The organism is Streptomyces sp. NPDC051183, assembly GCF_040682455.1.
Classification (GTDB): Bacteria; Actinomycetota; Actinomycetes; order Streptomycetales; family Streptomycetaceae; genus Streptomyces.
This window is the reverse complement of the sequence record NZ_JBFBBA010000010.1, coordinates 164380-188037: the sequence shown is the minus strand read 5'-3', so window position 1 is coordinate 188037 and position 23658 is coordinate 164380. Positions and strand designations below refer to the sequence as shown.

Genomic DNA, 23658 nt, shown 5'->3' with positions numbered 1-23658 from the left:
GAGGGGGAGTCATGGACACCATGCGCGAACGGTTCGTCTCGGTCACGTCGCGAGTGCTCGACGAGGACCCGCGGCTGGCACTCGTGCTGGCCGAGATCACCATGGACGGGTTCCGGCCCGCTCAGCACCGCCACCCGGACCGGGTGATCAACGTCGGCATTCGGGAGCAGCTCCTGGTCGGGGTCGGCGGCGGGCTGGCCCTCACCGGGCTGCGGCCCGTCGTGCACACCTTCGCCAGCTTCCTCGTGGAACGGCCCTTCGAGCAGGTGAAGCTGGACTTCGGGCACCAGGGCACGGGCGGGGTCCTGGTCAGCGCGAGCGCCAGCTACGACTGGCCGGCCGGCGGGTTCACGCACATGTCCCCGGGGGACGTGGCCCTGCTGGACACCCTCGACGGCTGGACGGTCCACGTCCCCGGGCACCCGGACGAGGCCGAGGCGCTGCTGCGCCACGCGTACGCGGCGGGCGACGACAAGGTGTACGTCCGGCTCTCGGAGCAGTCGAACGCCGCGCCCCGCCCTCTGGCGGCCGACCTGGGCTTCCAGACCGTACGGGAGGGCCGCGCGGGCGTGGTCCTCGCGGTCGGGCCGCTGCTGGACAACGTACTGGCGGCGACGGAGGGCCTGGACGCGACGGTCCTGTACGCGCCCACGGTGCGGCCCTTCGACGACGCGGCGCTGCGCACGGCCGTCGGCCGCGCGACCGCCGACGTGGTCCTGGTCGAGCCCTACCTCGCCGGTACCTCTACGGCCCCGGCCGCGCAGGCACTCTCCGACACCCCGCACCGCGTCCTCGGGCTCGGCGTCAGCCGCGCCGAGCTGCGCCGCTACGGCACGCTCGACGAGCACGTGGCCGCCCACGGCCTGGACCCGGCGTCCCTGCGGGCCCGCATCGACTCCTTCCTGCGGCCGCAGCGCTAGTGATCTGGTTCGGAGATGCGTGAGCAGTAGCGGCAGATGCGGTCGAGGATCTGGTCGGCGGTCTTGGTCCACTTGAAAGGCCGGGCGTCGTCGTTCCAGACCTTGATCCAGTTCTCGAGTGCGGCCTTGAGGTCGTCGAGAGAGCAGAACACGCCTCGGTCCAGGCAACGCCGTTCCAGCTCGGCGAACCACCGTTCAACCTGGTTGATCCACGATGAGTAGGTCGGGTGAAGTGGAGCTGGAAGCGGGGGTGCGCGAGCAGCCACCTGTGCACCACGGGTGCCTTGTGGGTGGAGAGGTTGTCGCAGATCACGTGGACCGCCAGGCCCTTGTCGGTCTGGCGGTCAATCTCGTCGAGGAAGTCCCGGAAGTCCTCCGCCCGGTGCCGGGCGGACAGCTTGGTGATCACCTTGCCCGTCGCGGTGTTCAGGGCGGCGAACAGGTCGACGGTGCCGTGCCGGACGTAGTCGAAACTCCGCCGTTCGGGAACCCCGGGCACCATGGGCAGCACTGGAGCGGTCCGCTGCAGGGCCTGGATCTGCGGTTTCTCGTCCACCGCGAACACGACCGCGTTCGCCGGCGGAGCGAGGTAGAGGCCGACGACGTCGCGGATCTTGTCGATGAGGAACGGGTCCGGGGAGACCTTGAAGGTCTCCGTCCGCCACGGCTGGAGGCCGAAGGCATGCCAGATCCGCAGCACGCTCGCCGGGGAGATCCCCACGGCCTTGGCCAGCTCCCGCTTGGACCAGTGCGTGCCGCCCGGAGGTGTTTCCTCCAGGGTGCGGACCACCACCTCTTCCACCTGGGCATCGGTGATGGTCCGTGGCACCCCGGGCCTTGGCTCGTCGGCGAGTCCGTCGAGCCGGTCGCGCAGGAACCTCGTGCGCCACTTGGCGACGGTGCCCCGGCTCACCCCCAGCCGGGCCGCGACCGCCAGGTTGGGACCACCTTCCGCACACGCCAGCACGATTCTCGCCCGCAGGGCCAGACCCTGCGCGGTCGTCCGGCGCTTGACCCAGTTGTTCAACGTCTGCCGCTCGGCCTCGCTCAGGACCAGCGGCTCCAGCCTGCTGTCACCCACACCCCACAGCAGAGCCAACCGGCACCCGTCAGCCAAACCCGTGAACTGGTACGGAAGACGACTCACGTGGTGCCCAACGAACTCACAACCAGATCACTAGGGGGTGTCTGGCGGCGGCACGGTCGTCCGCGGCCGGGCCGCCGCCGCGCCGCCGTCGGGCTCAGTCCGTGGCGGGTGCCAGCTCGGGGTGCGCCGCGACCAGGCGCTTCGGGGCCGCCTGGAGCCAGGAGTCGACGAGGATCGAGCGCAGCTCGCCCACATCCTCCACGGCCGCCAGACGCACCCGCAGCCAGGCGTAGTTGTCGTCGTGGCCCTCGCGTATGAAGAACTTCTCCGGCTCCGCCCCGATCAGCTCGGCCCGGTCCTCCTTGGGGCACTTCACGCCGATCGAGGTGTCGTCGTCGGCGAGCGAGACGAAGATCTTGCCGTTCTTGCCGCCCACGCGGAAGGTGGGCATGCCCCAGGCCAGTTTCTCGCTGCTGTCGGGGAGCGACAGTGCGATCTTCCTGACGTCCTGCGCCGTCGTGGCCATCCCCGCGACTCCTCTCCGGACAACGGTGAACCCTCGTCCGTCGACGGTAGCCCCCGCCACTGACAACCGCCCCGGACCGCACCCTCGGCCGCACCCTCAGCCGCGCCGGTCCTCCCGCTCGTGGACCAGGGCCACCAGTTCCGCCGCCAGCTCCTTCACGGTGGCCAGGCCGTCCGTCCCCCACCGCCGCGGCACCGTGTCCACCGCGCACACCGTCCCGAGCACGATCCCCCGCCGGTCCGTCAGCGGCGCGCCCACGTACGACCGCACCCCGCTCTCGTCCACGACGGCGTTGCCCGCGAAGCGCGCGAAGTCCCGTACGTCCTCCAGGACCAACGCCCGGCGCCGCACCACGACATAGGGGCAGTACCCGTGGTCCCGGGCCAGCACCCGCGCCGGGTACCCGCTCGCCGGGGCGTCGGCCGAGTGGTGCAGTCCGGCGAAGAACTGCCGCTCCTCGTCTATGAAGTTGACCCCCGCGTAGGGCGCGGCCAGGGTGTCCGCGACCCGCCGGGCGAAGGCGTCCAGCTCCCCGTCCGGCCGCTCGCCCAGGCCCAGTTCACGCAGCCGGACGGCGCGCGCCGGCGCCTCCCGGTCCACCGGTGTCAGCAGCAGGTGCCCGGTCGATTCGTAGTACGTCATGGCGCTTCCCCCACATCCCGTTACTTCCGCTGGTTCGCTGTGGACAGCAGGTGGTGGACGAGCGCGGCGAGCGCCCCCGTCCCGGAGCTCGTCAGCCGCGCGTCGCACCGTACGACGGGCACGTCCGGCCCGAGCCCCACCGCTTCGCGGACCTCCTCGGCCGCATAGCGGTGGCCGCCGTCGAACTCGTTGACGGCGACGATGAAGCCGATCCCGCGCCGCTCGAAGAAGTCCACGGCGGGGAAGCAGTCGGCGAGGCGGCGCGTGTCGGCGAGCACCACCGCCCCGAGCGCGCCGGCGCACAGTTCCTCCCACAGGAACCAGAAGCGCTGCTGCCCGGGCGTGCCGAAGAGGTACAGGACGTGGCGGGCGTCCAGGGTGATCCGGCCGAAGTCCAGCGCGACGGTCGTCGCCGTCTTCGCCTCGACCCCGTCCAGCGGATCGGCGGCCTCGCTCAGCCCGCTCAGCAACTCCTCCGTGCTCAGCGGCTCGATCTCGCTGACCGAGCCCACGAAGGTGGTCTTGCCCGCCCCGAACCCACCCGCGACCAGGATCTTCAGGGTCGCGGGCAGCTCATGGGCGCGGCCCTCACAGTCGTTTGCGAAGGCCATCGAGCACCGCCTGGAGCAGGGACTGGTCGTCGGCCGCGAAGGCCGCGCCGCCGATGCCCCCGGGGAAGGGGAACCTCGGCGCCTGCACCGTCACCGCCCCGTGTTCCATCAGGTCGGACAGCAGCACCTTCACCACCACCGCCGGGAGCCGCAGTTGTCCGGCCACCTCGGCGACCGTGACGGCCGCCGAGCCGGCGCACAGCCGGAGCGCGAGGGTGTGTTCCGCGCCGAGCGGTGCGCGCGGGCGTACGCCGGTCGCCGTCACCAGGGACAGCAGGTCGAGCGCGACGGCCGACCTGGTCCGCCCGCCGCTCGCGGTGTAGGGCCGCATCACCCGGCCCGCCGAATCGTCCAGCCACGGCGTGTCACGCGGCGACCCCGATGCCCCCCTGGCCCGGACCCTCATCGCTCCGGGTCGGCGACGGGCCGCCGCGGCGGGGCCGCCAGGTAGGGCCGTACGCTCTTGACCAGCATCGCCATCTCGTAGCCGAGCACGCCCGCGTCGGCCTCCCGGTCGGCGAGCACCGCCAGGCAGGTCCCCGATCCCGCCGCCGATACGAAGACCAGGGCCGTGTCGAGTTCGACCACCACCTGGCGGACCTCGGCGCCGTCCCCGAACCGGGATCCGGCGCTGCGCCCGAGCGAGTACAGCCCGGAGGCCAGCGCGGCCATGTGGTCGGCGCTGTCGGCGTCCATCCCGTGCACGCAGGTCACGAGCCCGTCCGCGGTCAGCAGCACCGCGCTGCGCGTGTACGGCACGCGCTGCACGAGGCCGCTGAGCAGCCAGTCGAGATCCGAGAGCCGGCCGGTCCTGGTCGCCACTTCGCCGCTCATGGGGGTGTGCTCCTTGATGCTGGGGAACTCGGGGAGGGGGGTCGGGGTGGTCCGGGTCATGTCCGGTGCTCCGACTGGGCGAGGCCGAAGCCGCGCTGGAAGGCGGCCATCAGGCCGGGGTCGTGCACGGGCTGTTCGCCGTCGTCGGCCCGCCGGGGTGCCGGGGTGTCCCGCAGTTGGGGTACGAGGTGCTGCTGGGCCCGCCGTTTGGGCAGCGGCGGGCGGTCCTCGCCCACGCGGGCGGCCGGCACGGGCAGCAGCGGTCCCCCGCCGGTGACGGCGGGCTCCACCGCGGCCACCGGTTCGGGCACGGCCGCGGGCTCCACGGCGTACACCGGGGCCATCGGGGCAGTTGGGGCCGTTGGGGCCGTTGGGGCCGTTGGGGCCGTTGGGGCGGGCTCGGTACGGGGCGCCGTGCCCGGCACCTCGACGGCCCAGGCGGGCACCGCCGCCGGAGCGGCGGCCGGGGCCCCGTCCGGGCCGTCGGCCGGGCGGGGCGCCGGCTCCGGCCGGGCCGGTCCCACGCGTACGGGCGCCAGGGGCGGTACGGCGGCGCCGTCGGCCCACCCGGCCCCCTCGGCGGTCCCCCACGAGGTGGCCCGGGAGCCCCCCAGGGCATCGACGGCGCCCGGCGCCTCCGCCCCGAGCAGGTCCTGCGGCAGCACCAGCACGGCGAGCACCCCGCCGTAGATGTTGGACTTGAGCTCGACGGCCACGCCGTGCCGCCGGGCGAGCGCCGAGACGACGAACAGGCCGATCCGGCCGTCCGCCAGCAGGTGCCGGACATTGATCTGGTCGGGGTCGCCGAGCAGGGCGTTCATCCGGTGCTGTTCCTCGGGCGGCATGCCGAGGCCCCGGTCCTCCACCTCGACCGCGATCCCGGCGGTGACCCGCTCGGCCCGCACCACGACGTCGGTGTCGGGGGCGGAGAACACCGTGGCGTTCTCGACCAGTTCTGCCAGCAGGTGCACCACGTCGGCGACGGCGTGCCCGCGGACGGTGCCGCCGGCCGGGGGCACCACCTTGACCCGGGTGTACTGCTCGACTTCCGCGACGGAGGAGCGCAGCACCTCGCTCAGGTCGATGGGCCGCGTCCACTGGCGCCGGGAGGCGGCGCCGCCGAGCACGGCGAGGTTCTCGGCGTGGCGGCGGATCCGGGTGGCCAGGTGGTCGACGTGGAAGAGCTCCTTGAGGAGGTCCGGGTCCTCGACCGTGTCCTCCAGGTCGTCCAGCAGCGAGATCTCGCGGTGCACGAGCGATTGCAGCCGGCGTGCCAGGTTGACGAAGACCTCGACCTTGCGGTCGCTGTCGGACGGGGTGACGGGCCCGCCCAGCCGGACCAGCGTGGCGTGCGCCTGTTCGCGGGCGCCGCGCAGTTCCTGCGCGAGCAGCCAGAACTCGTCCACACCCGCCGGATCGGTGCCCGGTGGCGGTCCGGTCGGCCCGCCGCGCACCGGGCGGCCCGGGGCCTCGCCCCGTTCCAGCCGGTCGGCGGCGGTGCGCAGCTCCTGGCGGCCGCGCACGCTGGAGCGGCGCAGCGCCTCGCAGCGGTCCCGTACGGTCTTGGCGGCCCGCTGGGCCCCGAGCAGGGCGGCCGCGAGGGCACCGACGACGAGCAGGGCGCAGCCGGTGAGCACCGGCCACAGGCGGGCGTCCCGGTCGCCCGCCCCGCCGCCGAGCTGGAGCGTGAAGATGACCGCGGCGGCGCCGCTGAGCCCGGCGGCGAGCGTGGGCAGTACGGCGGCGCGTACCAGCTGGGGCCGTATCTGCCGGCCGGGACCGGTGACGGCGTGTCTCGACGGGGCGTGGCGGGCGGCGCGGAGTCCGGACATCGGCGTCCTCGGTCAGTGGGGCCCGGAGCCCCCAGCGTTCCGGGGTCCGGTGTTGATCACCGGACACCCACGCTAGACCGCGCGCTGCCGCCCCGGACGCCCAGTTGGGGAAGTTCGCCGGGGTGCTTCCTGCTCCCGATGGAGCGCTCGTACGGACGGCCGAATGCGCCGGGAGCGTGTACGCCCGGGCCGTCCGAGGGCGCACGCCGCCGGGCCCGCACACCTGTGCCCCGCGGGCCTCCGCACGCCCGCCCGACCCCCCGGTCCCGCAGACACCCCGGCGGCATCTCGACCCCGCGGGCACCTCGGGCCCCGACGGCCACCGCCAGACCCCGGAGGCAGCTCGGAACCCGCAGGCACCTCGGAACCCGCAGGGACCTCAGACCCCGGAGGAACCCCGGACCCCGCGGGCGCCCAGAGCCCCGCAGACGCCTCGGACCCCGACGGCCACCGCCAGACCCCGCCGGTCACGCCGATCCCGTAGGCACCGGCCCCGCAGCGCCCACGGCCCCCGGAGCCCGCACCCCGACGGCCCGGCCACGGGCCGACTACGACCCGACGGCCTCCGACTCCTCGCGGCCGGCGGCGGGACCGACGGCCGGCGGGGATGCCACCGGAGCGCGGCCCACCGGGGACGAGGCCGCAGCAGCCACCGCGGGCACAGCGGCCGGCCCGGCGGCGACGAAGGGGCGCCACCAGGGCTCGCGCGGAGCGTCGGCGGCTCCGGGCTCGAAGGGCTGGCCGGGCACCGGCAGGGCGATGGCCGCCCCGGCGCCCTCGGCCGCGGCCACCGTGCCCTCACCGGGCTCGTCCCACGAGTGCGGGGCCAGGTTGAAGGTTCCCCAGTGGATCGGCAGCATCGTGCCGTGCGGGGTACCGCCCTGGAGGTCGAGGTGGGCGCGCATCCCCTCTTCCGGGGTCATGTGGATGTCGGGCCAGTACTCGGAGTAGGCCCCGATCTGGATCATCGTGGCGTCGAAGGGACCGTGCTCGGCGCCGATCTCCTTGAACCCGGGGAAGTACCCGGTGTCCCCGCTGTGGTAGATCCGGTGCTCGTCGCCCGCGACGGCCCAGGAGGCCCACAGGGTGAACTGCTGGTTGCGCAGCCCGCGGCCGCAGAAGTGCCGGGCCGGGGTCGCCGTGAGCGAGAGGCCGGCGATCTTGGTGGTCTCGTTCCAGTCCAGCTCGCGCATCCGGTCGGCCGGGACGCCCCAGCGCTCCAGGTGCGCGCCGACGCCGAGCGGCACGGCGAAGACCGTGTCCGTACCCGCCAGCTGCTTGATCGTCGGCAGGTCCAGGTGGTCGTAGTGGTCGTGCGAGATCACCACGGCGTCGACCGGGCCGAGCGAGGCCAGCGGCACCGGTACGGGGTGCAGCCGCTTGGGTCCGGCGAAGGGGAAGGGAGAGCACCGCTCACCCCACACCGGGTCGAACAGCACCCGCCGCCCGTCGATCTCCGCGAGCACGCTGGAGTGCCCCATCCAGGTCAGCCGCAAGCCGCTGACCGGCGGTTTCGCCAGCTCCGCCAGGGTGGTCGGGTAGACCGGGACGGGCGCGCCGGGGTTGCGCCGGATCCGCTGTTCCTTGTGGAAGTAGATCTTGGCGAACTCCAGCATCGACCCGGACGGCCTGGTCCTGGCCCCGACCGGGTTCTGGAACACACCGTCGGCGAAGTTCGGCGAGCGGTGGATCCGCTCCAGGCGCGCGCCGGACGGGTCCGCGCCGAAGGCTTCGGGCCGCATGGCGCGCAGCCGTGGACGCAGGGAACGGGAGCCGGTCAAGGCGCCTCCTGACGGGGTGGGGGCGGGACGGTCGGGCGGCTTACGACCATCCCAACGCGTACCGGTCCCGAAGGATTCCGATCCGTACTCGCCATCATGCGCCGCTCCACTGCCTCTAGAGCGGCAGCAGGTCCGGTCGCTTCGCCTCGACGTGGTCCCCGGAGGACTCCCCGCGCAGCCGGCGGCCGATCCACGGCACCAGGTACTCGCGGGCCCACTGGATGTTGTCCCGGGTCACGTCCACCGAGCCGCGCGGCTGCTGCGGCGGCCAGGGCTGGTCCGGATCGGCGGGCACGTCCAGGCCGAGCACCTGGGCGGCGCGCAGCGCGACCCGGGTGTGGCCCTCGGGCGAGAGGTGCAGCCGGTCCTCGTCCCAGGCCCGCCGGTCCTGTACGGACTTCAGGGACCAGAGGTCGAGCACCGGGCAGTCGTACCGGTCGGCGATCGCGCGCACGTGGGCGCTGTACGTCGCCACCTTGCCCCGCAGGTGCTTGAGGACCGGTACGCCGCGGGTGTCGAAGCCGGTGGTGATCATGACCTGGCCGACGGATCCGGTGAGGTCGGCGACGGCCGCCTCGAACCGCTCGGCCACGTCGTCCGGGTCGCTGCCGGGCCGGATGATGTCGTTGCCGCCCGCGCAGAAGGTCACCAGGTCGGGTGCGAGCTCCTTGGCCCGCGGAACCTGCTCCGCCACGATCTGGTCGAGGAGCCGCCCCCGGACGGCCAGGTTCGCGTACCGGAACCGGTCTTCTTCGCGCCGATCGGCCAGGAGCACGGCCAGCCGGTCCGCCCAGCCGAGAAACGTTTCTCCGGGTCCCGGGTCCCCCACGCCCTCGGTGAAGCTGTCCCCGATCGCCGCGTACGAGCCGATGGTCTTGAGTGTCGTCGTCGTCGCTGCCACGAGACCACATCCTTCACCCCGGCGCGTGACCTACGCCACCGTAGGCAGGGGTTGACGGGCCGTGATTTATACCACCCGACGGGTGAGGAATAACAGCGCGTGAGGCCGGGACCCCCCTCGGGTCCCGGCCTCACGCGGGTCCGGTCTCCGCCGGAGCGCCCGGCGGAGGGGCCGTCAGATGCTGACGCCCTTGGAGCGGAGGTAGGCCAGCGGGTCGATGTCGGAGCCGTAGGACGGGCCGGTGCGGATCTCGAAGTGGAGGTGCGGGCCGGTCACGTTGCCGGTGGCGCCGGAGAGGCCGATGCTCTGCCCGGCGGTGACGCTCTGGCCGACCGAGACCGACAGCTGGGAGAGGTGGCCGTACTGGGAGTACTTGCCGTCGGCGTGCCGGATGACGACCTCGTTGCCGTACGCGCCGCCCCAGCCCGCGGAGACGACGGTGCCCGCGCCGACGGCCTTGATGGTGGTGCCGGTGCTCGCGATGAAGTCGACGCCCGTGTGGTAGCCGCTGGACCACATGGCACCGGCGGTCTTGTAGGCGGTGGAGACGCCGCCGCCGACCGGGGAGACGAAACCGGAGGACGGCGCGGCCTGCTGCTCGGCGGGCGCAGCGGGAGCGGCCGGCGCGGCCTGGGCCTCGACCGCGGGGGTGCCGGCGGCGGCACCGTCGGCCGAAGCCCGGTCGGCCTCATCGGCCCGGCCCTCGTCGTCGGAGGCGGGGTGCGCCGGGGCATCGGCCGGGGCATCAGCCGGGGCATCGGCCGGGGATTCGGCGGAGGACTGCTCGGCGGGGGCCGGAGCCTGCCTCGGGGCGGGCTCGGCGGCGGGTGCGGAGTCCCCCTGGGCGCCGAGCGTCAGCTTCAGCCCGGGGTGAATCAGCGAGGGGTCGGCGCCGACGGCCGCGCGGTTGTCGGCGTAGAGCTGCTGCCAGCCGCCGGTGAGGTGCTGCTGGGCGGCGATCTTGGAGAGGTGGTCGCCGGGGACGACGGTGTACACGGACGGCGCGGCCGCCGCGGCGGCGGGCGCGGCCTGCAGCGCCGCGGGAACCTGCGCGGCCACGACGGGCGCCGTGGCCGGGGCGGCGGCCGGGGCCGCCTGGGCGCCGACGGCTCCGAACAGCGGGAGCGCGAGGGCCGCGCCGCCGGTGCCTGCCATGGCGAAACCGCGGGATATAGAGGGGGACTTGGGACGGCGGTGCTTACCCTTTGCAGGCATGGCGAATTCCTCTCCGTCGCCTGCGAGGTGAGCTGTCGGGTTCGGACTGGAGATGTCCGGCCGTACATGAACAGCACATGCACGGCTTCACCCCGAGCCGTCCCGGTATAAAGATCCGGAACAGCGGCCTACCTGGTTCCCCCGCTCCTGCCGCGCGCGTGAATAGTCGGGTGCGGTTTCCGGATGGGGCAGGATTCGGCGGTCCATCCGGATCGAGAGCGAAGCTAATCGAGTTCGTCCACACGGAACAAGCCATGAATTCCCTGACGGAATCTCAAGGGTGATGGTCCGGCGGAATTCCGGTCACCCTGCGTCCATTCCGCGGCGGCAACGACCGCCCTGGGAAGGCAATTCGCCTTTGATGATCAGGCACTCACGGTCACCGTATGATCTGGCTCACGGGGACGCGCCCGATCTCGCCTGCACTTATGGCAAGTTGCCGCCAAGTAGTGCAATTCGGACATCCCCTCAACCACCCGGAGGAGCCGCCGTGACCCAGCAGATACCCCAGAGCCCGTCCACGGAACCGGGGCTGGCCGGAGTACGCAACTTCCGTGACGTGGGCGGCCTTCCGGCCGCCGGCGGACGCAGGGTCAAGACGGGACGACTGTTCCGAAGCGGACATCTCGCGCATGCCACCGAAACCGACGCAGAGTTCCTCGCGTCCCTCGGTCTGCACACCATCTTCGACTTCCGCAATGGCGCCGACCACGCGCTGGAGGGACAGGACGTGGAGCTGCCGGGCGTGCTCAACGTCAACATCCCGCTCTCGGACCCGGCGGACGGGCGGGAGTTCTGGAAGATGGTCCGCGACGGCGACCTCGACCAGCTCCGCTCGATCCTGGGCGACGGCAAGGCCGCGGCGCGGATGGCGAACTCGTACCGCACGATCATCAGGAACCGCACCGCCGAGCACAGCCGGGTGGTGCACGCCCTCGCCGAGGACAGCGTCCCGGCCCTGATGCACTGCGCGGCCGGCAAGGACCGGGCCGGGCTGTCGATCGCCGTCACCCTGCTCGCGCTCGGCGTCGAGCGCGAGGCGGTCTTGGCGGACTACCTGGAGTCGAACGCCCCGCACAACCGCTACCGGGTCCGCCGCGGCAGCCCTGCCCCCGAGGCCCGCTCCCCCGAGGTGATGGAGCTGCTCGCCCCGCTCTTCGACGCCCGCGCCGAGTACCTGGAGGCCGCCTTCGAGACCATCGACGGCCACTGGGGCAGCGTGGAGCGCTACCTCGCCGAGGGCCTCGGACTCGCGCCCGAGACCCTCGACCGGCTCCGCGACCGACTGCTCGACTGAGGCCGGCCCGGCGGGGCAGGCCGTCAGCCGTTGCTGACGGCCTGCTTCACCAGCGTCTTCCCGAAGTCCCACATCAGCCCGCCGCCGCCGTGCGCCTCGTCCATGACCTCCCGGAAGGCCCCGACGAACCGGTCCACGTCCGCCTCGTCCACGACGAGCGGCGGGATGAGTTTGATCACCTCCAGGTGGTCCCCGGAGACCTGCGTGAGGATCCGGTGCTTCTGGAGCAGCGGCACCACGACCATCTGCGCGAAGAGCCCCTTGCGGGCCGCCTGCAGCATCGTCCACCGGCTGCGCAGCCCCAGCGAGGACGGGCGGCCGAACTCGATCCCGATCATCAGGCCGCGCCCCCGCACCTCGTGCAGCAGCTCGTACCCGTCCACCAGCGCGGCGAGCCGCCCGCGCAGCAGGTCGCCCATGGCGCGGGCGTTGGCCACCACTTCCTCGTCCTCCATGACGGAGAGCACCGCCAGGCCGGCCGCCATCGCCTGCGCGTTGGAGCCGAAGCTGGCGGAGTGCACGAGCACCCGGTCCATGGACGAGTAGACCTTCTTGAAGATCCAGTCCCTGCCCAGGGTCGCGCCGACCGGGACATAGCCGCCCGACAGCGCCTTGGCCACGCAGACCAGGTCCGGCTCCACGCCCGGCTCGTGCTGGTACGCGTAGAAGTCGCCGGTACGTCCGAGGCCGGTCTGGACCTCGTCGGCGATCAGCAGCGCCTTGTGGCGGCGCAGCAGTTCCTGCGCGGCGGACAGGAAGCCGGGCGGGGCGGCGAGTACGCCCTTGCCCTGGATCGGCTCGACGACGAAGGCGGCGACGTCGCCCCGCTTCAGCTCCCGCTCCAGGGCGGCCAGATCCCCGAGCGCGATCTTCGTGTCGGGCAGCAGCGGCGCGAAGCCGTCCCGGAAGCCGCCCTCCCCGTTCACCGAGAGCGAGCCGGTGGTGAGCCCGTGGAAGGCGTGGTCGCAGTAGAGGACCCTGGGCCGCCCGGTGGCGTAGCGGGCGAACTTCAGGGCCGTCTCCACCGCCTCCGTGCCACTGTTGCCGAAGAAGACCCGCTCCAGGTGCGGGCTGTACGAGAGCAGCTTCTCGGCCAGCAGCCCCGGCAGCGGCTGGCAGTCGAAGCGGGTGAGGTCGGCGAGCTGGGCGTCCAGGACGTCGTGCAGGGCGCGCCGCACCACGGGGTGGTGCCGGCCCAGGCCCATCACGCCGAACCCGGCCAGCATGTCGAGGTAGTCGTTGCCCTCGGCGTCCCAGAAGTGGGCGCCCTCGGCCCGCTCGTAGACCTTGTCGAAGCCGATGGTGTGCAGCATCCGGGGCAGCTGGTGGTTGAGGTGGCGGGCGTGCAGCTCGTACCGCTCCCCGCCGCGCTCGGCCAGCAGGGCGCCGAGGTCGAAGCCCTTGCCCCCTCCTCCGGGTGCGGGCGTCATGCCGACTTGTCCCGGTTGCTGCCGAGCGTCTCCCGGGCCGCGCGCAGGGACTCCTTGAGCGAGCCCATGGTGGCCAGGACGGCGGTCGGCTCGTAGCCGCAGTGCGCCATGCAGTTCGCGCAGCGCGGGTCCTTGCCGCGGCCGTACTTGCTCCAGTCGGTCTCGTCGATCAGTTCCCGGTAGGTCGGCACGTACCCGTCGCTCATCAGATAGCAGGGGCGCTGCCAGCCGAAGAGGGAGTAATTCGGAATGGCCCAGGCCGTGCAGGGGAAATCGGCCTTGCCTTCCAGGAAGTCCAGGAAGAGCGGGGAGTGGTTGAGCCGCCAGCGCCGCCGGTTGCCGCCCGCGAAGGCCTTCTTGAAGAGTTCGCGGGTCTGTTCGACACCGAGGAAGTGCTCCTGGTCGGGAGCCTTTTCGTACGCGTAGGCGGGTGAGATCATCATCTCGTCCACCTGGAGGTCGTCATTGAGGTAGTTGAGCACCTCGATGATGGTCTGCGGGGTGTCGGTGTTGAAGAAGGTGGAGTTCGTGGTCACCCGGAACCCCCGCCGCTTCGCCTCCTTGATGGCCGCGACCGCTTCGTCGAACACGCCTTCCTTGGCCACCGACTCGTCGTGGCGTTCGCGCAGGCCGTCGATGTGCACGGCGAAGGCGAAATACGGGGACGGGGTGAAGTTCTCGATCTTCTTGCGGAGCAGCATCGCATTGGTGCAAAGGAAGACATACTTCCGCTTCGCCACCAACTGACGCACGATCTCGTGGATCTGCGGGTGCATCAAGGGCTCTCCGCCCGCGATGGAGACCATCGGGGCACCGGACTCCAGTACGGCGCCGACCGCCTGGGCCACCGGCATTCGCTGCTTGAGCACCCCGGCCGGGTGCTGGATCTTTCCGCACCCCTCACAGGCCAGGTTGCACGCGTAGAGCGGTTCCAGCTCGACGATCAGCGGGAACTTCTCGCGCTTGCGGAGCTTCTGTTCGAGAAGATAGGTCCCGACCCTGACGGTCTGGCGCAGCGGCATGGCCATCTGGCTCACCTCCTGGGGAGCAGCAAAGAACGGTGCCAGTCATAGAACGCGGGCAGTACGGCACGCAGTACGCGGAAGGCCGATATTCCACCGCGAACCGTGCCGATACGGACGAGCTCATGCTCCGGAGCGTCCACGATCACCCGTACGGCCGCAACCGGGCGGCCCGCGCCCGGCTCGACGCCGCCGCCGCGGGTCGCGGCAGCGGTCCAGAGGGTGGCCGCCGACTCCATGTCGACCCCGATGGCGCCGGTGGCGCGCAGTTGCGCGCGCTCCTGGCCCCGTACGACGTGGTCGGATCCGGTCAGTACGCCGATGTGCACGGTCCGGCCGGGCGCGGCCCGGGCCAGTGCCTCGGCGAGCAGGGCGGTACCGGCGCAGGCGACGGTTCCGCGCGGGTCCCGGGTCTCCTCGGCGACGATCAGGTCGCCTGGGCTCATGCCGGGCACCAGCCCGGCGCAGAATCCGGTGGCCAGGACGGCCGCGTCGCTCAGCCCCGGCTCGCCGAGCGCCCGGCCGACGGCCCGTTCGGCGGCGCGCGGGCCCATGCCGGTGCGCAGGACGGCGTACCCGGGCGGCGCGCCGCCGCGTGCACCGCGGCCTCCGCTGCGCAGGGCCGCCTGCTCGATGCGCAGCGCGCAGGCGACCAGCAGCGGGGCGGCGGGGCCGCTCCCGGGCGTCCCCATCAGGCCTCCTCGGCCGGGGCGGAGACGGCCGCGCCGTGCCGGCCGTCGGGGCCGAACGGTTCCCCGTACAGGTAGCGGCCGAGGGCGGTGAGCGGGAACACCTGCCGGTACAGGTGGTAGTTGATGGAGAAGTCCCAGGGGAAGCCGGTGCCCGTGAAGTACGGCTCGTCCCAGGAGCCGTCCTCCCGTTGCGTCCCGACCAGGTAGGCGATCCCCCGCTCGACGGACGCGGCGTCGCGCTCGCCCGCGGACAGCAGGGCCATCAGCGCCCAGGCGGTCTGCGAGGCGGTGGAGGCTCCCTTCCCGGCCCAGGACGGGTCCTGGTACGACCGCTGGTCCTCGCCCCACCCGCCGTCCTCGTTCTGTACGGATTCCAGCCAGCCCACGGCCCGCCGGATGGCAGGGTGCGCCGGGGCGATGCCCGCGGCCGTGAGCGCCGGTACCACCGAGCCGGTCCCGTATACGTAGTTGGTGCCCCAGCGGCCGAACCAAGCGCCGCCCGCCTCCTGTTCGGCGAGCAGCCAGGCGATGCCGCGGCGGGTGCGCGCGTCGCCCGCCCGGCCCTCGACGGCGAGCATCTCCACCACGTGGGCGGTGACGTCGGCGGAGGGCGGGTCGATGACCTCGCCGAAGTCGCAGAAGGGCAGCCTGTTCGGGAAGGGGCTGGTGTTGTCGGCGTCGAAAGCGCCCCAGGCGCCGTTCCTCGACTGCATCCCGAGGTTCCAGGACACCCCGCGGGCGATGGCCGCCTCGACGCGGGCCGGCTCGGGGTGCTTGATCCTGCGCAGCGCGAGGACCACCTCGGCGGTGTCGTCGATGTCGGGGTAGTTGTCGTTGTGGAACTCGAAGGCCCAGCCGCCCGGGGCCAGCCCGGGCCTGCGCACGGCCCAGTCGCCGCTGCGCACGATCTCCTCGCCGAGCATCCAGTCGGCGGCCTTCACCAGCGCCGGGTGGTCGGGGCGCAGGCCCGCGTCGGCGAGTGCGATGGCCGCCAGGCAGGTGTCCCAGACCGGGGACTGGCAGGCCTCGATCATGCGGGCGCCGTCCTCGCGCCATACGGCGAAGCGGTCCAGGGATTCCAGTCCGGCCCGCATCACGGGGTGGCGCAGGTCGTAGCCGAGCAGGTGCAGGGCGATGACGGAGTACACGGCGGGCGGCTGGATCCCGCCCCAGCAGCCGTCGTTCTCCTGGCGCTCGACGATCCAGCGGCCCGCCGCCGCCATCGCGGCCTTGCGCAGCCGGCGCGGGGCGAACCGCCGGTACACGTGCAGGGCCTTGTCCATCCGCTGGAACGCGCCGTCCCAACTGGCCATCGGGGCGAGCCGTTTGACGGGGTTCGGCACCCGGGCGTCGGTGTGCAGCTCGTCCAGGGCGAAGGGCGCCGGGCGCACCGGCCGCAGCGCGGAGACCACGGTGAGCGGGACGATGGTCTGGCGGGCCCAGCAGCCGAAGTCGTAGATGTTGAGCGGGACCCACGGCGGCAGGAAGACCAGCTCGGGCGGGAGTTCGGGCAGGTGGTCCCAGCTCCACCAGCCGAACAGCGCGAGCCAGATCCGGGTGAACACCCGGGCGGCGGCGATCCCCCCGCGGGATCTGATCCAGGCGGAGGCGCGCGCCATGTGCGGGGCGTCGGGGGCGTCGCCGGCCAGGCGCAGGGCGACGTACGCCTCGATGGTGGCGGACAGGTCGGAGGGGCCCTGGTGGAAGGTGGCCCAGGTGCCGTCGTCCTGCTGCTCGCCTCGGATGAACTGCGCGGCGGCGCGGGTGGTGGCCTCGTCCCCGATCCCGAGGAACTGCCTCAGCAGCAGGTCCTCGGCGTCCATGGTGACGTTGGTCTCCAGGTCGCCCTTCCACCACCCGGCCGCGTCCTGCCGGGCGAGCAGGTGCCGCGTGGCCCGCGCGGCGGCCTCCCTGGCCCCCTGCGGCAGGCCGGGGGCCGCGGGCGCCCCGGCCGGGTCCCGGTCCGGTGGGCCCGGGACCGTGTCCGCGGCCCGTACCGCGGTGTCCTCCGAGCCGGCGTCGCGGGCACCCGCACCCGCGCCGCCGTCGGTCGTCGCTGTCATGGCTTCCCCTTTACCTGCAGTGTCCTCTGCTGTCCTGGGGTCTGCCGTCGGCCGGTGCCGCTGTCAGAGTGCGGCGCCGGCCGGCGACTCGCGATTCATATACGGGCCCGGGTGGCGATCACCTCTTGCGCACGACGACGAAGTCGGCGAGGGCGACCAGCTGGTCGCGCACCCGCTGCGGCATGTTCACGTCGTCCAGCGCGCGGATCGCGATCGCGTGCTGGCGGCGCGCCTCGTCGGCGGTCCACTGGCGGCCGCCGGCCGCCTCGATGAGGGCGGCGCGGGCCGCGAACTCCTCCTCCGAGAAGTTCTCGAAGTCGTTGCTCTTGGCATCGGCGGCCAGGAGCTCCGCGAGCTCCTCGCACGCGGGTCCGCCGGCCGCGAGGGCGGCGACGACGGGCAGGGACTTCTTGCGCTGGCGCAGGTCGCTCCAGGTCTGCTTGCCGGTGGACTCGGGGTCGCCCCAGATACCGAGCAGGTCGTCCACGGCCTGGAAGGCGAGGCCGAGGTGGTAGCCGTACTCCTCCAGCTTGTCGGCCGTGCGGTCGTCCGCTCCGCCGAGCACGGCGCCGATGGAGACCGCGCAGGCGAGCAGGGCGCCGGTCTTGTTGCCCTCCATCTCCAGGCACTCCTCGACGCTGACGCGCTCGCGGTGCTCGTAGGAGATGTCCTGCGCCTGGCCGTCGATCAGCTTGCGGCTGGCGGTGGTCAGGCGGCGTGCCGCGCGGCCCGCCTCGACCGTGCCGAGTTCCAGCAGCACCTCGTTGGCGAGGGCGAACAGCGCGTCGCCGACCAGGATCGCGAGGGCCGGGCCGTGGACCTTCCACACCGTGTCGCGGTGGCGGCGCTGCTCGTCGCCGTCCATCAGGTCGTCGTGGAGCAGCGAGAAGTTGTGTACGAGCTCGACCGCGACGGCCCCGGGGATGCCGACCTCGGCAGCGGCGCCCGCGGCCTCGGCGGAGAGCAGGGCGAGGGCGGGGCGGACTGCCTTGCCGCCGTCGCCGTCCGCCGGGTTGCCGTGGGCGTCGATCCAGCCGAAGTGGTAGGCGGCGACGGTGTCCATGGGCGCGGCGAGCCGGTCCACGGCGGCGCGGAGCACGGGCGTGGACAGCGTGCGGCCGCGCTCCAGGAGGGCGAGCGTGTCCGCCTTCTCCACGCCCCCTGCGGATGTGCCCACACTGGCATCCGTGTTCTCGACAGCCGGATTCCCCGGGTTCACTGGCTCTCCTCTGGTTCCTGTACGTGCTGCGGTGCGTGCTCCCGCAGTTGTGCCGGTGGTGCTGGTGGTGGTGGTCATGCCGCCTCCTGCAGGGGGTTTTCGCGGGGACGGCCGAGCGTCGCGAGCGCTGCGTGCGCCGCGCTCAGTCCGCTGCGGACTGCGCTCTCCATGGTCGCGGGCCAACCGGTGGCGGTCCACGCACCGGCCAGGTAGAGCCCCGGCGTGTCGGTCCGGGCTCCGGGCCGGAGCCGGCCGACGCCGGGGGTGGGGGCGAAGGTCGCCGTGCGCTCCCGGGTGACGAAGAAGTCCCGTACCTTGGCGCCGCGGGCGGCGGGCAGCAGCCGCTCCAGCTCGGGCAGGTACTTCGCCCGCAGCACCGAGACGGGCTCGTCGATGTCGTCCTGGGCCACGGACTGCGACAGGGCCAGGTACTGGCCGCCGTCGGGGAGTCCGGAGGCCTCGGTGCGGTCGAAGACCCACTGCACCGGTGAGCCGAGCGCGGCGAAGAAGGGCTGCTTGAGCACCTTGCGGTCGTAGACGACGTGGACGTTGAGGATCGGCGCGGTGCCGATGTCGAGGAGCTTGTCCGGGTCGGCGAGCGCGCCGGGCGGGAGCAGTCCGTGGGCCTCGCGCTGCGGGACGGCGAGGACCACCGTGTCGGCGTCCAGCGCCTCGCTCTCGGTGTCGACGCGCCAACTACCCTCGTCCGTACGGGAGATGCAGGTGACACGGGTGCGCAGCTCGGTCCGTACGCCGGCCGCGTCGAGGGCCTTGCGGGCGAGGGTGTCGTGCAGGTCGCCGAGCGGGACACTGGCCCAGCCGATGTCGGCGGCGCCGTTCTCGGAGAGCAGGCCGGTCTTGAAGACCATGGCGGCCAGCCCCAGCGAGGACTGGTCGGCGGTGGCGTTGAGGGTGGCGATGCCGACGAGGTCCCAGAGCGCCTCGATGGCGCGCGGGGACTGGCCGTAGCGGCCCAGCCAGGTGGCGAAGTCCAGGCCGTCGAGGGCCGGGTCGGCGGGGTCGAGCCGGCGCAGCGCGACGGCGGCGCGCCCCACGCCCGCCCGTTCGGCGAGCGAGAGGTGCGGGTAGCGGGCCAGCGAGCCGGCCAGGTGCAGGGGTACGGGCAGGGCGCTGCGGCGCAGCCGTCCCAGGCGGGGTCCGCCGGGGTGGGCGACGTCGAGGACGGGTACGTCGAGCCGGTCCTGGAGGGGTGCGAGAGCGGCGCCGTCGACGCGGTCCAGGAACCACCGGTAGGCGGTGCAGCAGCGCAGGTACACGTGCTGGCCGTTGTCGATGGTCAGTTCGCCGCGCTTGAAGGAGAAGGCGAGGCCGCCGAGGCGCGGCCGCCCTTCGAGGAGGGTGACCCGGAGTCCGGCGTCGGCGAGTTCGAGTGCGGTGGTGACGCCGGCGAGGCCGCCGCCGACGACCACGGCGCGGTTGGCGGTCATGGCGGTCATTCGTCCTCCTCTGTCGCTGCCACAGACGCCGCGGCGCGGCGCGGGGTTGCCCGGCGCGGGGCCTGCGGGCGCGGGGCCTGCGGGCACGGACCCGCGCCGCTCGCCTGCGGGCCCGCCATCAGGCCCGCCTCCTGTTGCTCTGGCGCGAGACGGTCCGCGCGTCGAGGCCGGAGAGGCCGCGGACGGCGACGTACGCCTTCTCGTGCGTCGGCAGCGAGACCCGGCCGCGGAGCACCGCCTCGGGGTCGCGCTCGATGCGGTCCAGCAGGCGCCGGTAGATGCCCGCCATGGCGGCGACGCAGGCGCCGCTGCGCCGGTCGAGCATCGGGAGCAGCCGGTAGCCCTCGGCGAACAGCGCGCGGGCGCGCCGGACCTCGTGGTGGACGAGTCCGGCGAAGTCGGCGCCGGCCGGCATCCGGTCGCTGTGGAAGCCGTCGGAGCAGCCGAACTTGGCGAGGTCCTCGGCGGGCAGGTAGGTGCGGCCGTTGCCCGCGTCCTCCCGTACGTCCCGCAGGATGTTGGTCAGTTGCAGGGCGAGGCCGAGGGTGTCGGCGTACTCGCCGGCGCGGGCGGCGTCGGACGCGCCGGGGCCCGTGGTGTCCACCGTGCCGAACACCCCGAGCGAGAGCCGCCCGATGGCACCGGCCACGCAGCGGCAGTAGGTCCTGAGGTCGTCCCAGGTCTCGTAGGTCTCGCCACGCACGTCCATCAGGACGCCGTCGATGAGTTCGTCGAGCCCTTCGAGCGGGATCGGGAATCGGTTCGCGGCGTGCGCGAGGGCGACGGCGACCGGGTCGGTGTCGTCCTCGTCGATCTCCTCGGCCCGGATCCGGCCGAGCAGGGCGCGGGTCTCCTCCAGCCGGATCAGCTTCGCCTCGGGGGGCAGTGTGCCGTCGCCGATGTCGTCGACGCGCCGGGAGAAGGCGTACAGCGCCGACATCGCCTGCCGCTTGTCGGTGGGCAGCAGCCGGATGCCGTACGCGAAGTTGCGCGCCTGCGAGCCGGTGACGACCTCGCAGTAGCTGTAGGCCGCCAGTACCGGGGCGGACGGCGCAGACGGTGAAGACGGGTGGTTGGGGCCCTCCACGTTCGGGCTCACCCCTTTCTCGGCACGGTGCGAAGGACTGCGGCCACCTCGCGGACCAGTCCGCTCTTGGTGGGCTTGGGCGGGCCGGGCAGTACGTCGAAGCCGGCTGCGGTGACGGCGCGCAGGGCGGCGCGCCCGCCTCCCACGAATCCCGCGAGCAGCAGCCGGAGCCTGCCGTGCACGCTGCCCACGAGCGGGGTGCCTTCGTCCAGGAGGTCCCGTGCGCGCTGCGTTTCGAACGCGACGAGAGAGCGTACGGATGCGCCGGCGCTCGGGGCCTTGAGGTCGGTCTCGGCCACGAGGAAGCGCCGCATGTCCTCGGCGGGGAGGTAGATCCGGTCCCGTCCGAGGTCCTCGGCGACGTCCTGGAGGTGTTCGGCGATCTGCAGCGCGGTGCAGACGGCGTCGGAGCGGCGGACGCGCTCGGGGGTGCTGGTGCCGGTGAGGGACAGCACGAGCCGGCCGACGGGGTTCGCGGAGAGCTCGCAGTAGCCGAGGAGGTCCCCGTACGTCTCGTAGCGCGCGACCCGCTGGTCCTGGCGGTTGGCTTCGATGAGTCCGAGGAAGGGCTCGGGGGTCAGCGCGTGGGTGCGCACGACGGGCTGGAGGGCCAGCAGGAGCGGGTGGCGCGGCGGGCCGTCCGTTCCTCCGAACACGCGCAGCAGGTCGGCCTCGAAGGCGTCGAGCATGGCGAGCCGGTCGTCCACGGCGGCGGGGTCGAGCCCGAGGAGGACGGCGTCGCGCCCGCCGGGGGCGAGGTCGCCGTCGCCGATGTCGTCGACGAGGCGGGCGTACCCGTAGACGGCCATGAGGCCCTCGCGCCAGGCGCGGGGAAGGAAGGCGGGGGCGACGGGGAAGTTCTCCGACGCGGCCTTGTCCAGGGTGGCGCGTGCGTGGCCGGTGTCGGACCGGGGGCTGATGCCGTGCCCCGCGGTCACCGCCCGCCGCCCGGGGCGGGGACGGCCGTCGTGCTTGGGGGCCGGAGAATTCCCGTAGCCATTGCCGTCACATCTCCCGTTCTACACTGCCGACCCAATACATCCCATTTCGGACACGCCGCCGGACTTTCCCCGGGATACCCCAGGCCATTCACCTGTGGGGAATCGTCCCCTCTTGCCTCGATTCAGGACTCGCTCCAGCTTACGCTGTACAACGCCGGGGAGGCTCAACGGGTATTCGGTCGGCTACCTGATGTCGTGCGGTCGAATGGGGACCCCGGCAGCGACGCCCCGGCACTCCCTTTGCCCCCGCACGCCGAGGCCCCCGCCGCGCGGAGCGGCGGGGGCCTGCGGTGGTGCGATCAGTGGCTGGTCGCCTTCTCGTATGCCGAGACGACTTCCTCCGTGGGGCCGTCCATGAGGAGTTCGCCCCGCTCCAGCCACAGCACCCGGCTACAGGTGTCGCGGATGGAGTTGTTGTTGTGGCTCACCAGGAAGACCGTGCCGGCCTTCTCCCGCAGTTCGCGGATGCGGTTCTCCGAGCGGACCTGGAACTTGCGGTCACCGGTGGCCAGCGCCTCGTCGATCATCAGGACGTCGTGGTCCTTGGCCGCCGCGATGGAGAAGCGCAGACGTGCGGCCATGCCGGAGGAGTAGGTGCGCATCGGAAGGGAGATGAAATCGCCCTTCTCGTTGATCCCCGAGAAGTCGACGATGTCCTCGTAGCGCTCCTTGATCTGCTCGCGGGTCATACCCATCGCGAGACCGCCGAGGACCACGTTGCGCTCGCCGGTGAGGTCGTTCATCAGTGCGGCGTTGACGCCCAGCAGCGAGGGCTGGCCGTCGGTGTAGACCTTGCCGGACTCGCAGGGCAGCAGACCCGCGATGGCCCGCAGCAGGGTGGACTTGCCGGAGCCGTTGGAGCCGATGAGGCCGATGGCCTCGCCCCGGTACGCCGTGAAGGAGACGCCGCGCACGGCGTGGACCCGGCGGACGCCCGGCGCGTCGCCCTTGCCGCGGCGAAGTATCTTGCTCAGCGCCGCGGTGGCGCTGCCCTTGCCGGAGCTGCCGGTGTTGACGCGGTAGACGATGTGTACCTCGTCGGCGATGACGGTGGGGACGTTCCCCTTGACGATCTCAGCCACGGCCGTAACGCTCCTCAGCCTTCCAGAAGTACACGAATCCGCCGAAGCCGATCAGGACGGCCCAGCCGACCGCGAAGGCCCAGACGTGCGGCGGCAGGTTGTCGCGGCCGTAGTCGTCGATCAGGGCGAAGCGGACCAGGTCCATGTAGATCGCCGCGGGGTTCCACTGGAGGACGTCCGCGATCCACGCCGGCTTGTCCTTCAGCATCTCACTGATCGAGAACATGACGCCGGACGCGTACATCCACGTACGGGTCAGGAAGGGCATCAGCTGCGCGAGGTCGGGGGTCTTGGACCCCATGCGCGCGAAGACCAGGGCGAGGCCGGTGTTGAAGACGAACTGGAGCGCCAGGGTCGGGATGACCAGCAGCCACGACAGCCGCGGGTAGTTCCCGAACCCGACCGCGACGACCACCACGACGATCATCGAGTACAGCAGCTGCTGGAGCTGCTGCATCGAGAAGGAGATCGGCAGCGAGGCGCGCGGGAAGTGCAGCGCGCGGACCAGGCCGAGGTTGGTCGGGATGGCCCGGACGCCCGCCATCAGCGAGTTCTGGGTGAAGGTGAAGACGAAGATGCCCATCACCAGGAAGGGGATGTAGACCCCCTTCTCCATGCCCCGGCCCGCGTTCAGGATGAGGCCGAAGATCAGGTAGTAGACGAGCGCGTTCAGCAGGGGGGTCGCCACCTGCCAGATCTGGCCGAGCTTCGCCTGGCTGTACTGCGCGACCAGCTTGGCCCGGGAGAAGGCCATGATGAAGTGGCGCCGGCCCCACAGCTGCCGCACGTAGCCGCCGAGGCTGGGCCGCGCGCCGCTGACGGACAGGCCGTACTTCCTGGCGAGCTCAGCGGCGCTGAGCCCCGCGTCTTCGGACGGCGGCCTGCTCGTGGCGAGGGCGCCGTCGTGGGTTGTGTCACTCACAAGTTGAAACTTTCCGTCTTCAAGATGCGGCAGAAGG

21 protein-coding genes, 1 pseudogene and 1 riboswitch are annotated in these 23658 nt (G+C 72.5%); of the genes and pseudogenes, 2 read left to right on the top strand and 20 right to left on the bottom strand.

What is annotated here, in order from left to right; all coding sequences use genetic code 11:
• Positions 1–11: 11 nt before the first annotated feature.
• Complete coding sequence (locus AB0M99_RS11880) at positions 12–920, top strand: transketolase (protein WP_365919165.1); 909 nt, start codon at positions 12–14, stop codon at positions 918–920.
• On the opposite strand, the pseudogene AB0M99_RS11875 reads toward AB0M99_RS11880, so the two are convergent.
• From AB0M99_RS11875 to AB0M99_RS11830, 10 genes and pseudogenes are all read right to left on the bottom strand, one after another.
• Positions 917–2001 (bottom strand): annotated as a pseudogene (locus AB0M99_RS11875) (IS630 family transposase). The gene AB0M99_RS11880 and the pseudogene AB0M99_RS11875 overlap by 4 nt on opposite strands.
• Positions 2002–2161: 160 nt before the next feature.
• Entirely contained in the window at positions 2162–2533 is a 372-nt protein-coding gene (locus AB0M99_RS11870) for an MmcQ/YjbR family DNA-binding protein (RefSeq protein WP_365919163.1), read from the bottom strand.
• Between the two features lie 96 nt (positions 2534–2629).
• Positions 2630–3175 carry a GAF domain-containing protein gene (locus tag AB0M99_RS11865; RefSeq protein ID WP_365919161.1) on the bottom strand — a complete coding sequence of 182 codons (546 nt, stop codon included), beginning with the start codon at positions 3173–3175 and terminating at the stop codon, positions 2630–2632.
• Positions 3176–3195: 20 nt separating this feature from the next.
• Positions 3196–3786 carry an ATP/GTP-binding protein gene (locus AB0M99_RS11860; RefSeq protein WP_365919159.1) on the bottom strand — a complete coding sequence of 197 codons (591 nt, stop codon included), beginning with the start codon at positions 3784–3786 and terminating at the stop codon, positions 3196–3198.
• Positions 3764–4117 (bottom strand): DUF742 domain-containing protein, encoded by a 354-nt coding sequence (locus AB0M99_RS11855; RefSeq protein WP_365919157.1) that lies wholly within the window; start codon positions 4115–4117, stop codon positions 3764–3766. Before AB0M99_RS11855 ends, AB0M99_RS11860 begins: the two co-directional genes overlap by 23 nt.
• 71 nt (positions 4118–4188) lie before the next feature.
• Positions 4189–4620 (bottom strand): roadblock/LC7 domain-containing protein, encoded by a 432-nt coding sequence (locus tag AB0M99_RS11850; RefSeq protein WP_365919224.1) that lies wholly within the window; start codon positions 4618–4620, stop codon positions 4189–4191.
• Positions 4621–4676: 56 nt separating this feature from the next.
• Positions 4677–6452, bottom strand: coding sequence for an ATP-binding protein (locus tag AB0M99_RS11845; protein ID WP_365919155.1), 1776 nt, complete (start codon positions 6450–6452; stop codon positions 4677–4679).
• 548 nt (positions 6453–7000) lie between these two features.
• Positions 7001–8233 carry an MBL fold metallo-hydrolase gene (locus tag AB0M99_RS11840; RefSeq protein WP_365919153.1) on the bottom strand — a complete coding sequence of 411 codons (1233 nt, stop codon included), beginning with the start codon at positions 8231–8233 and terminating at the stop codon, positions 7001–7003.
• A 115-nt stretch (positions 8234–8348) separates the two neighbouring features.
• Complete coding sequence (locus AB0M99_RS11835) at positions 8349–9134, bottom strand: SGNH/GDSL hydrolase family protein (protein WP_365919151.1); 786 nt, start codon at positions 9132–9134, stop codon at positions 8349–8351.
• A 174-nt stretch (positions 9135–9308) separates the two neighbouring features.
• A complete protein-coding gene (locus AB0M99_RS11830; protein ID WP_365919149.1) occupies positions 9309–10349 on the bottom strand; it encodes a LysM peptidoglycan-binding domain-containing M23 family metallopeptidase in 1041 nt (346 codons plus the stop codon).
• Between the two features lie 4 nt (positions 10350–10353).
• Positions 10354–10560: riboswitch (cyclic di-AMP (ydaO/yuaA leader) on the bottom strand.
• Between the two features lie 279 nt (positions 10561–10839).
• Here AB0M99_RS11830 and AB0M99_RS11825 point away from each other — a divergent pair.
• Positions 10840–11646, top strand: coding sequence for a tyrosine-protein phosphatase (locus tag AB0M99_RS11825; protein ID WP_365919147.1), 807 nt, complete (start codon positions 10840–10842; stop codon positions 11644–11646).
• A gap of 23 nt (positions 11647–11669) precedes the next feature.
• Here AB0M99_RS11825 and AB0M99_RS11820 read toward each other — a convergent pair whose 3' ends face one another.
• From AB0M99_RS11820 to AB0M99_RS11775, 10 genes are all read right to left on the bottom strand, one after another.
• Positions 11670–13076: an aspartate aminotransferase family protein gene (locus tag AB0M99_RS11820; protein ID WP_365919145.1), complete on the bottom strand. Its 1407-nt coding sequence runs from the start codon at positions 13074–13076 to the stop codon at positions 11670–11672.
• Positions 13073–14104, bottom strand: coding sequence for an adenosyl-hopene transferase HpnH (hpnH, locus tag AB0M99_RS11815; RefSeq protein ID WP_365919144.1), 1032 nt, complete (start codon positions 14102–14104; stop codon positions 13073–13075). Before hpnH ends, AB0M99_RS11820 begins: the two co-directional genes overlap by 4 nt.
• 5 nt (positions 14105–14109) lie before the next feature.
• Positions 14110–14790, bottom strand: coding sequence for a 1-hydroxy-2-methyl-2-butenyl 4-diphosphate reductase (locus tag AB0M99_RS11810; RefSeq protein ID WP_365919142.1), 681 nt, complete (start codon positions 14788–14790; stop codon positions 14110–14112).
• Positions 14790–16853 carry a squalene--hopene cyclase gene (gene shc / locus AB0M99_RS11805; protein WP_365919140.1) on the bottom strand — a complete coding sequence of 688 codons (2064 nt, stop codon included), beginning with the start codon at positions 16851–16853 and terminating at the stop codon, positions 14790–14792. Before shc ends, AB0M99_RS11810 begins: the two co-directional genes overlap by 1 nt.
• A 118-nt stretch (positions 16854–16971) precedes the next feature.
• Entirely contained in the window at positions 16972–18150 is a 1179-nt protein-coding gene (locus tag AB0M99_RS11800) for a polyprenyl synthetase family protein (protein WP_365919138.1), read from the bottom strand.
• On the bottom strand, positions 18147–19529 hold the full coding sequence (hpnE, locus tag AB0M99_RS11795) for a hydroxysqualene dehydroxylase HpnE (protein ID WP_365919136.1): 1383 nt from the start codon (positions 19527–19529) through the stop codon (positions 18147–18149). Before hpnE ends, AB0M99_RS11800 begins: the two co-directional genes overlap by 4 nt.
• A 118-nt stretch (positions 19530–19647) precedes the next feature.
• Positions 19648–20628, bottom strand: a complete 981-nt coding sequence (hpnD, locus tag AB0M99_RS11790) for a presqualene diphosphate synthase HpnD (protein ID WP_365919134.1) — start codon at positions 20626–20628, stop codon at positions 19648–19650.
• Positions 20625–21554 (bottom strand): squalene synthase HpnC, encoded by a 930-nt coding sequence (hpnC, locus tag AB0M99_RS11785; RefSeq protein WP_365919132.1) that lies wholly within the window; start codon positions 21552–21554, stop codon positions 20625–20627. Before hpnC ends, hpnD begins: the two co-directional genes overlap by 4 nt.
• Before the next feature lie 362 nt (positions 21555–21916).
• The gene (locus AB0M99_RS11780; RefSeq protein ID WP_365919130.1) at positions 21917–22699 is read right to left on the bottom strand and encodes an ABC transporter ATP-binding protein; all 783 of its coding nucleotides are present in this window, start codon (positions 22697–22699) and stop codon (positions 21917–21919) included.
• Entirely contained in the window at positions 22692–23621 is a 930-nt protein-coding gene (locus AB0M99_RS11775; protein WP_365919128.1) for an ABC transporter permease, read from the bottom strand. Before AB0M99_RS11775 ends, AB0M99_RS11780 begins: the two co-directional genes overlap by 8 nt.
• Positions 23622–23658 lie beyond the last annotated feature (37 nt).

Coding starts and splice junctions, on each gene's coding strand:
- AB0M99_RS11870 (WP_365919163.1), bottom strand. CDS start 2,533: ATGGCCACGACGGCGCAGGACGTCAGGAAGATCGCACTGTCGCTCCCC.
- AB0M99_RS11865 (WP_365919161.1), bottom strand. CDS start 3,175: ATGACGTACTACGAATCGACCGGGCACCTGCTGCTGACACCGGTGGAC.
- AB0M99_RS11810 (WP_365919142.1), bottom strand. CDS start 14,790: ATGGGGACGCCCGGGAGCGGCCCCGCCGCCCCGCTGCTGGTCGCCTGC.
- AB0M99_RS11855 (WP_365919157.1), bottom strand. CDS start 4,117: ATGCGGCCCTACACCGCGAGCGGCGGGCGGACCAGGTCGGCCGTCGCG.
- AB0M99_RS11850 (WP_365919224.1), bottom strand. CDS start 4,620: ATGAGCGGCGAAGTGGCGACCAGGACCGGCCGGCTCTCGGATCTCGAC.
- AB0M99_RS11820 (WP_365919145.1), bottom strand. CDS start 13,076: ATGACGCCCGCACCCGGAGGAGGGGGCAAGGGCTTCGACCTCGGCGCC.
- AB0M99_RS11860 (WP_365919159.1), bottom strand. CDS start 3,786: ATGGCCTTCGCAAACGACTGTGAGGGCCGCGCCCATGAGCTGCCCGCG.
- AB0M99_RS11880 (WP_365919165.1), top strand. CDS start 12: ATGGACACCATGCGCGAACGGTTCGTCTCGGTCACGTCGCGAGTGCTC.
- hpnH (WP_365919144.1), bottom strand. CDS start 14,104: ATGGCCATGCCGCTGCGCCAGACCGTCAGGGTCGGGACCTATCTTCTC.
- shc (WP_365919140.1), bottom strand. CDS start 16,853: ATGACAGCGACGACCGACGGCGGCGCGGGTGCGGGTGCCCGCGACGCC.
- hpnE (WP_365919136.1), bottom strand. CDS start 19,529: ATGACCGCCATGACCGCCAACCGCGCCGTGGTCGTCGGCGGCGGCCTC.
- AB0M99_RS11830 (WP_365919149.1), bottom strand. CDS start 10,349: ATGCCTGCAAAGGGTAAGCACCGCCGTCCCAAGTCCCCCTCTATATCC.
- AB0M99_RS11845 (WP_365919155.1), bottom strand. CDS start 6,452: ATGTCCGGACTCCGCGCCGCCCGCCACGCCCCGTCGAGACACGCCGTC.
- AB0M99_RS11800 (WP_365919138.1), bottom strand. CDS start 18,150: ATGACCACCACCACCAGCACCACCGGCACAACTGCGGGAGCACGCACC.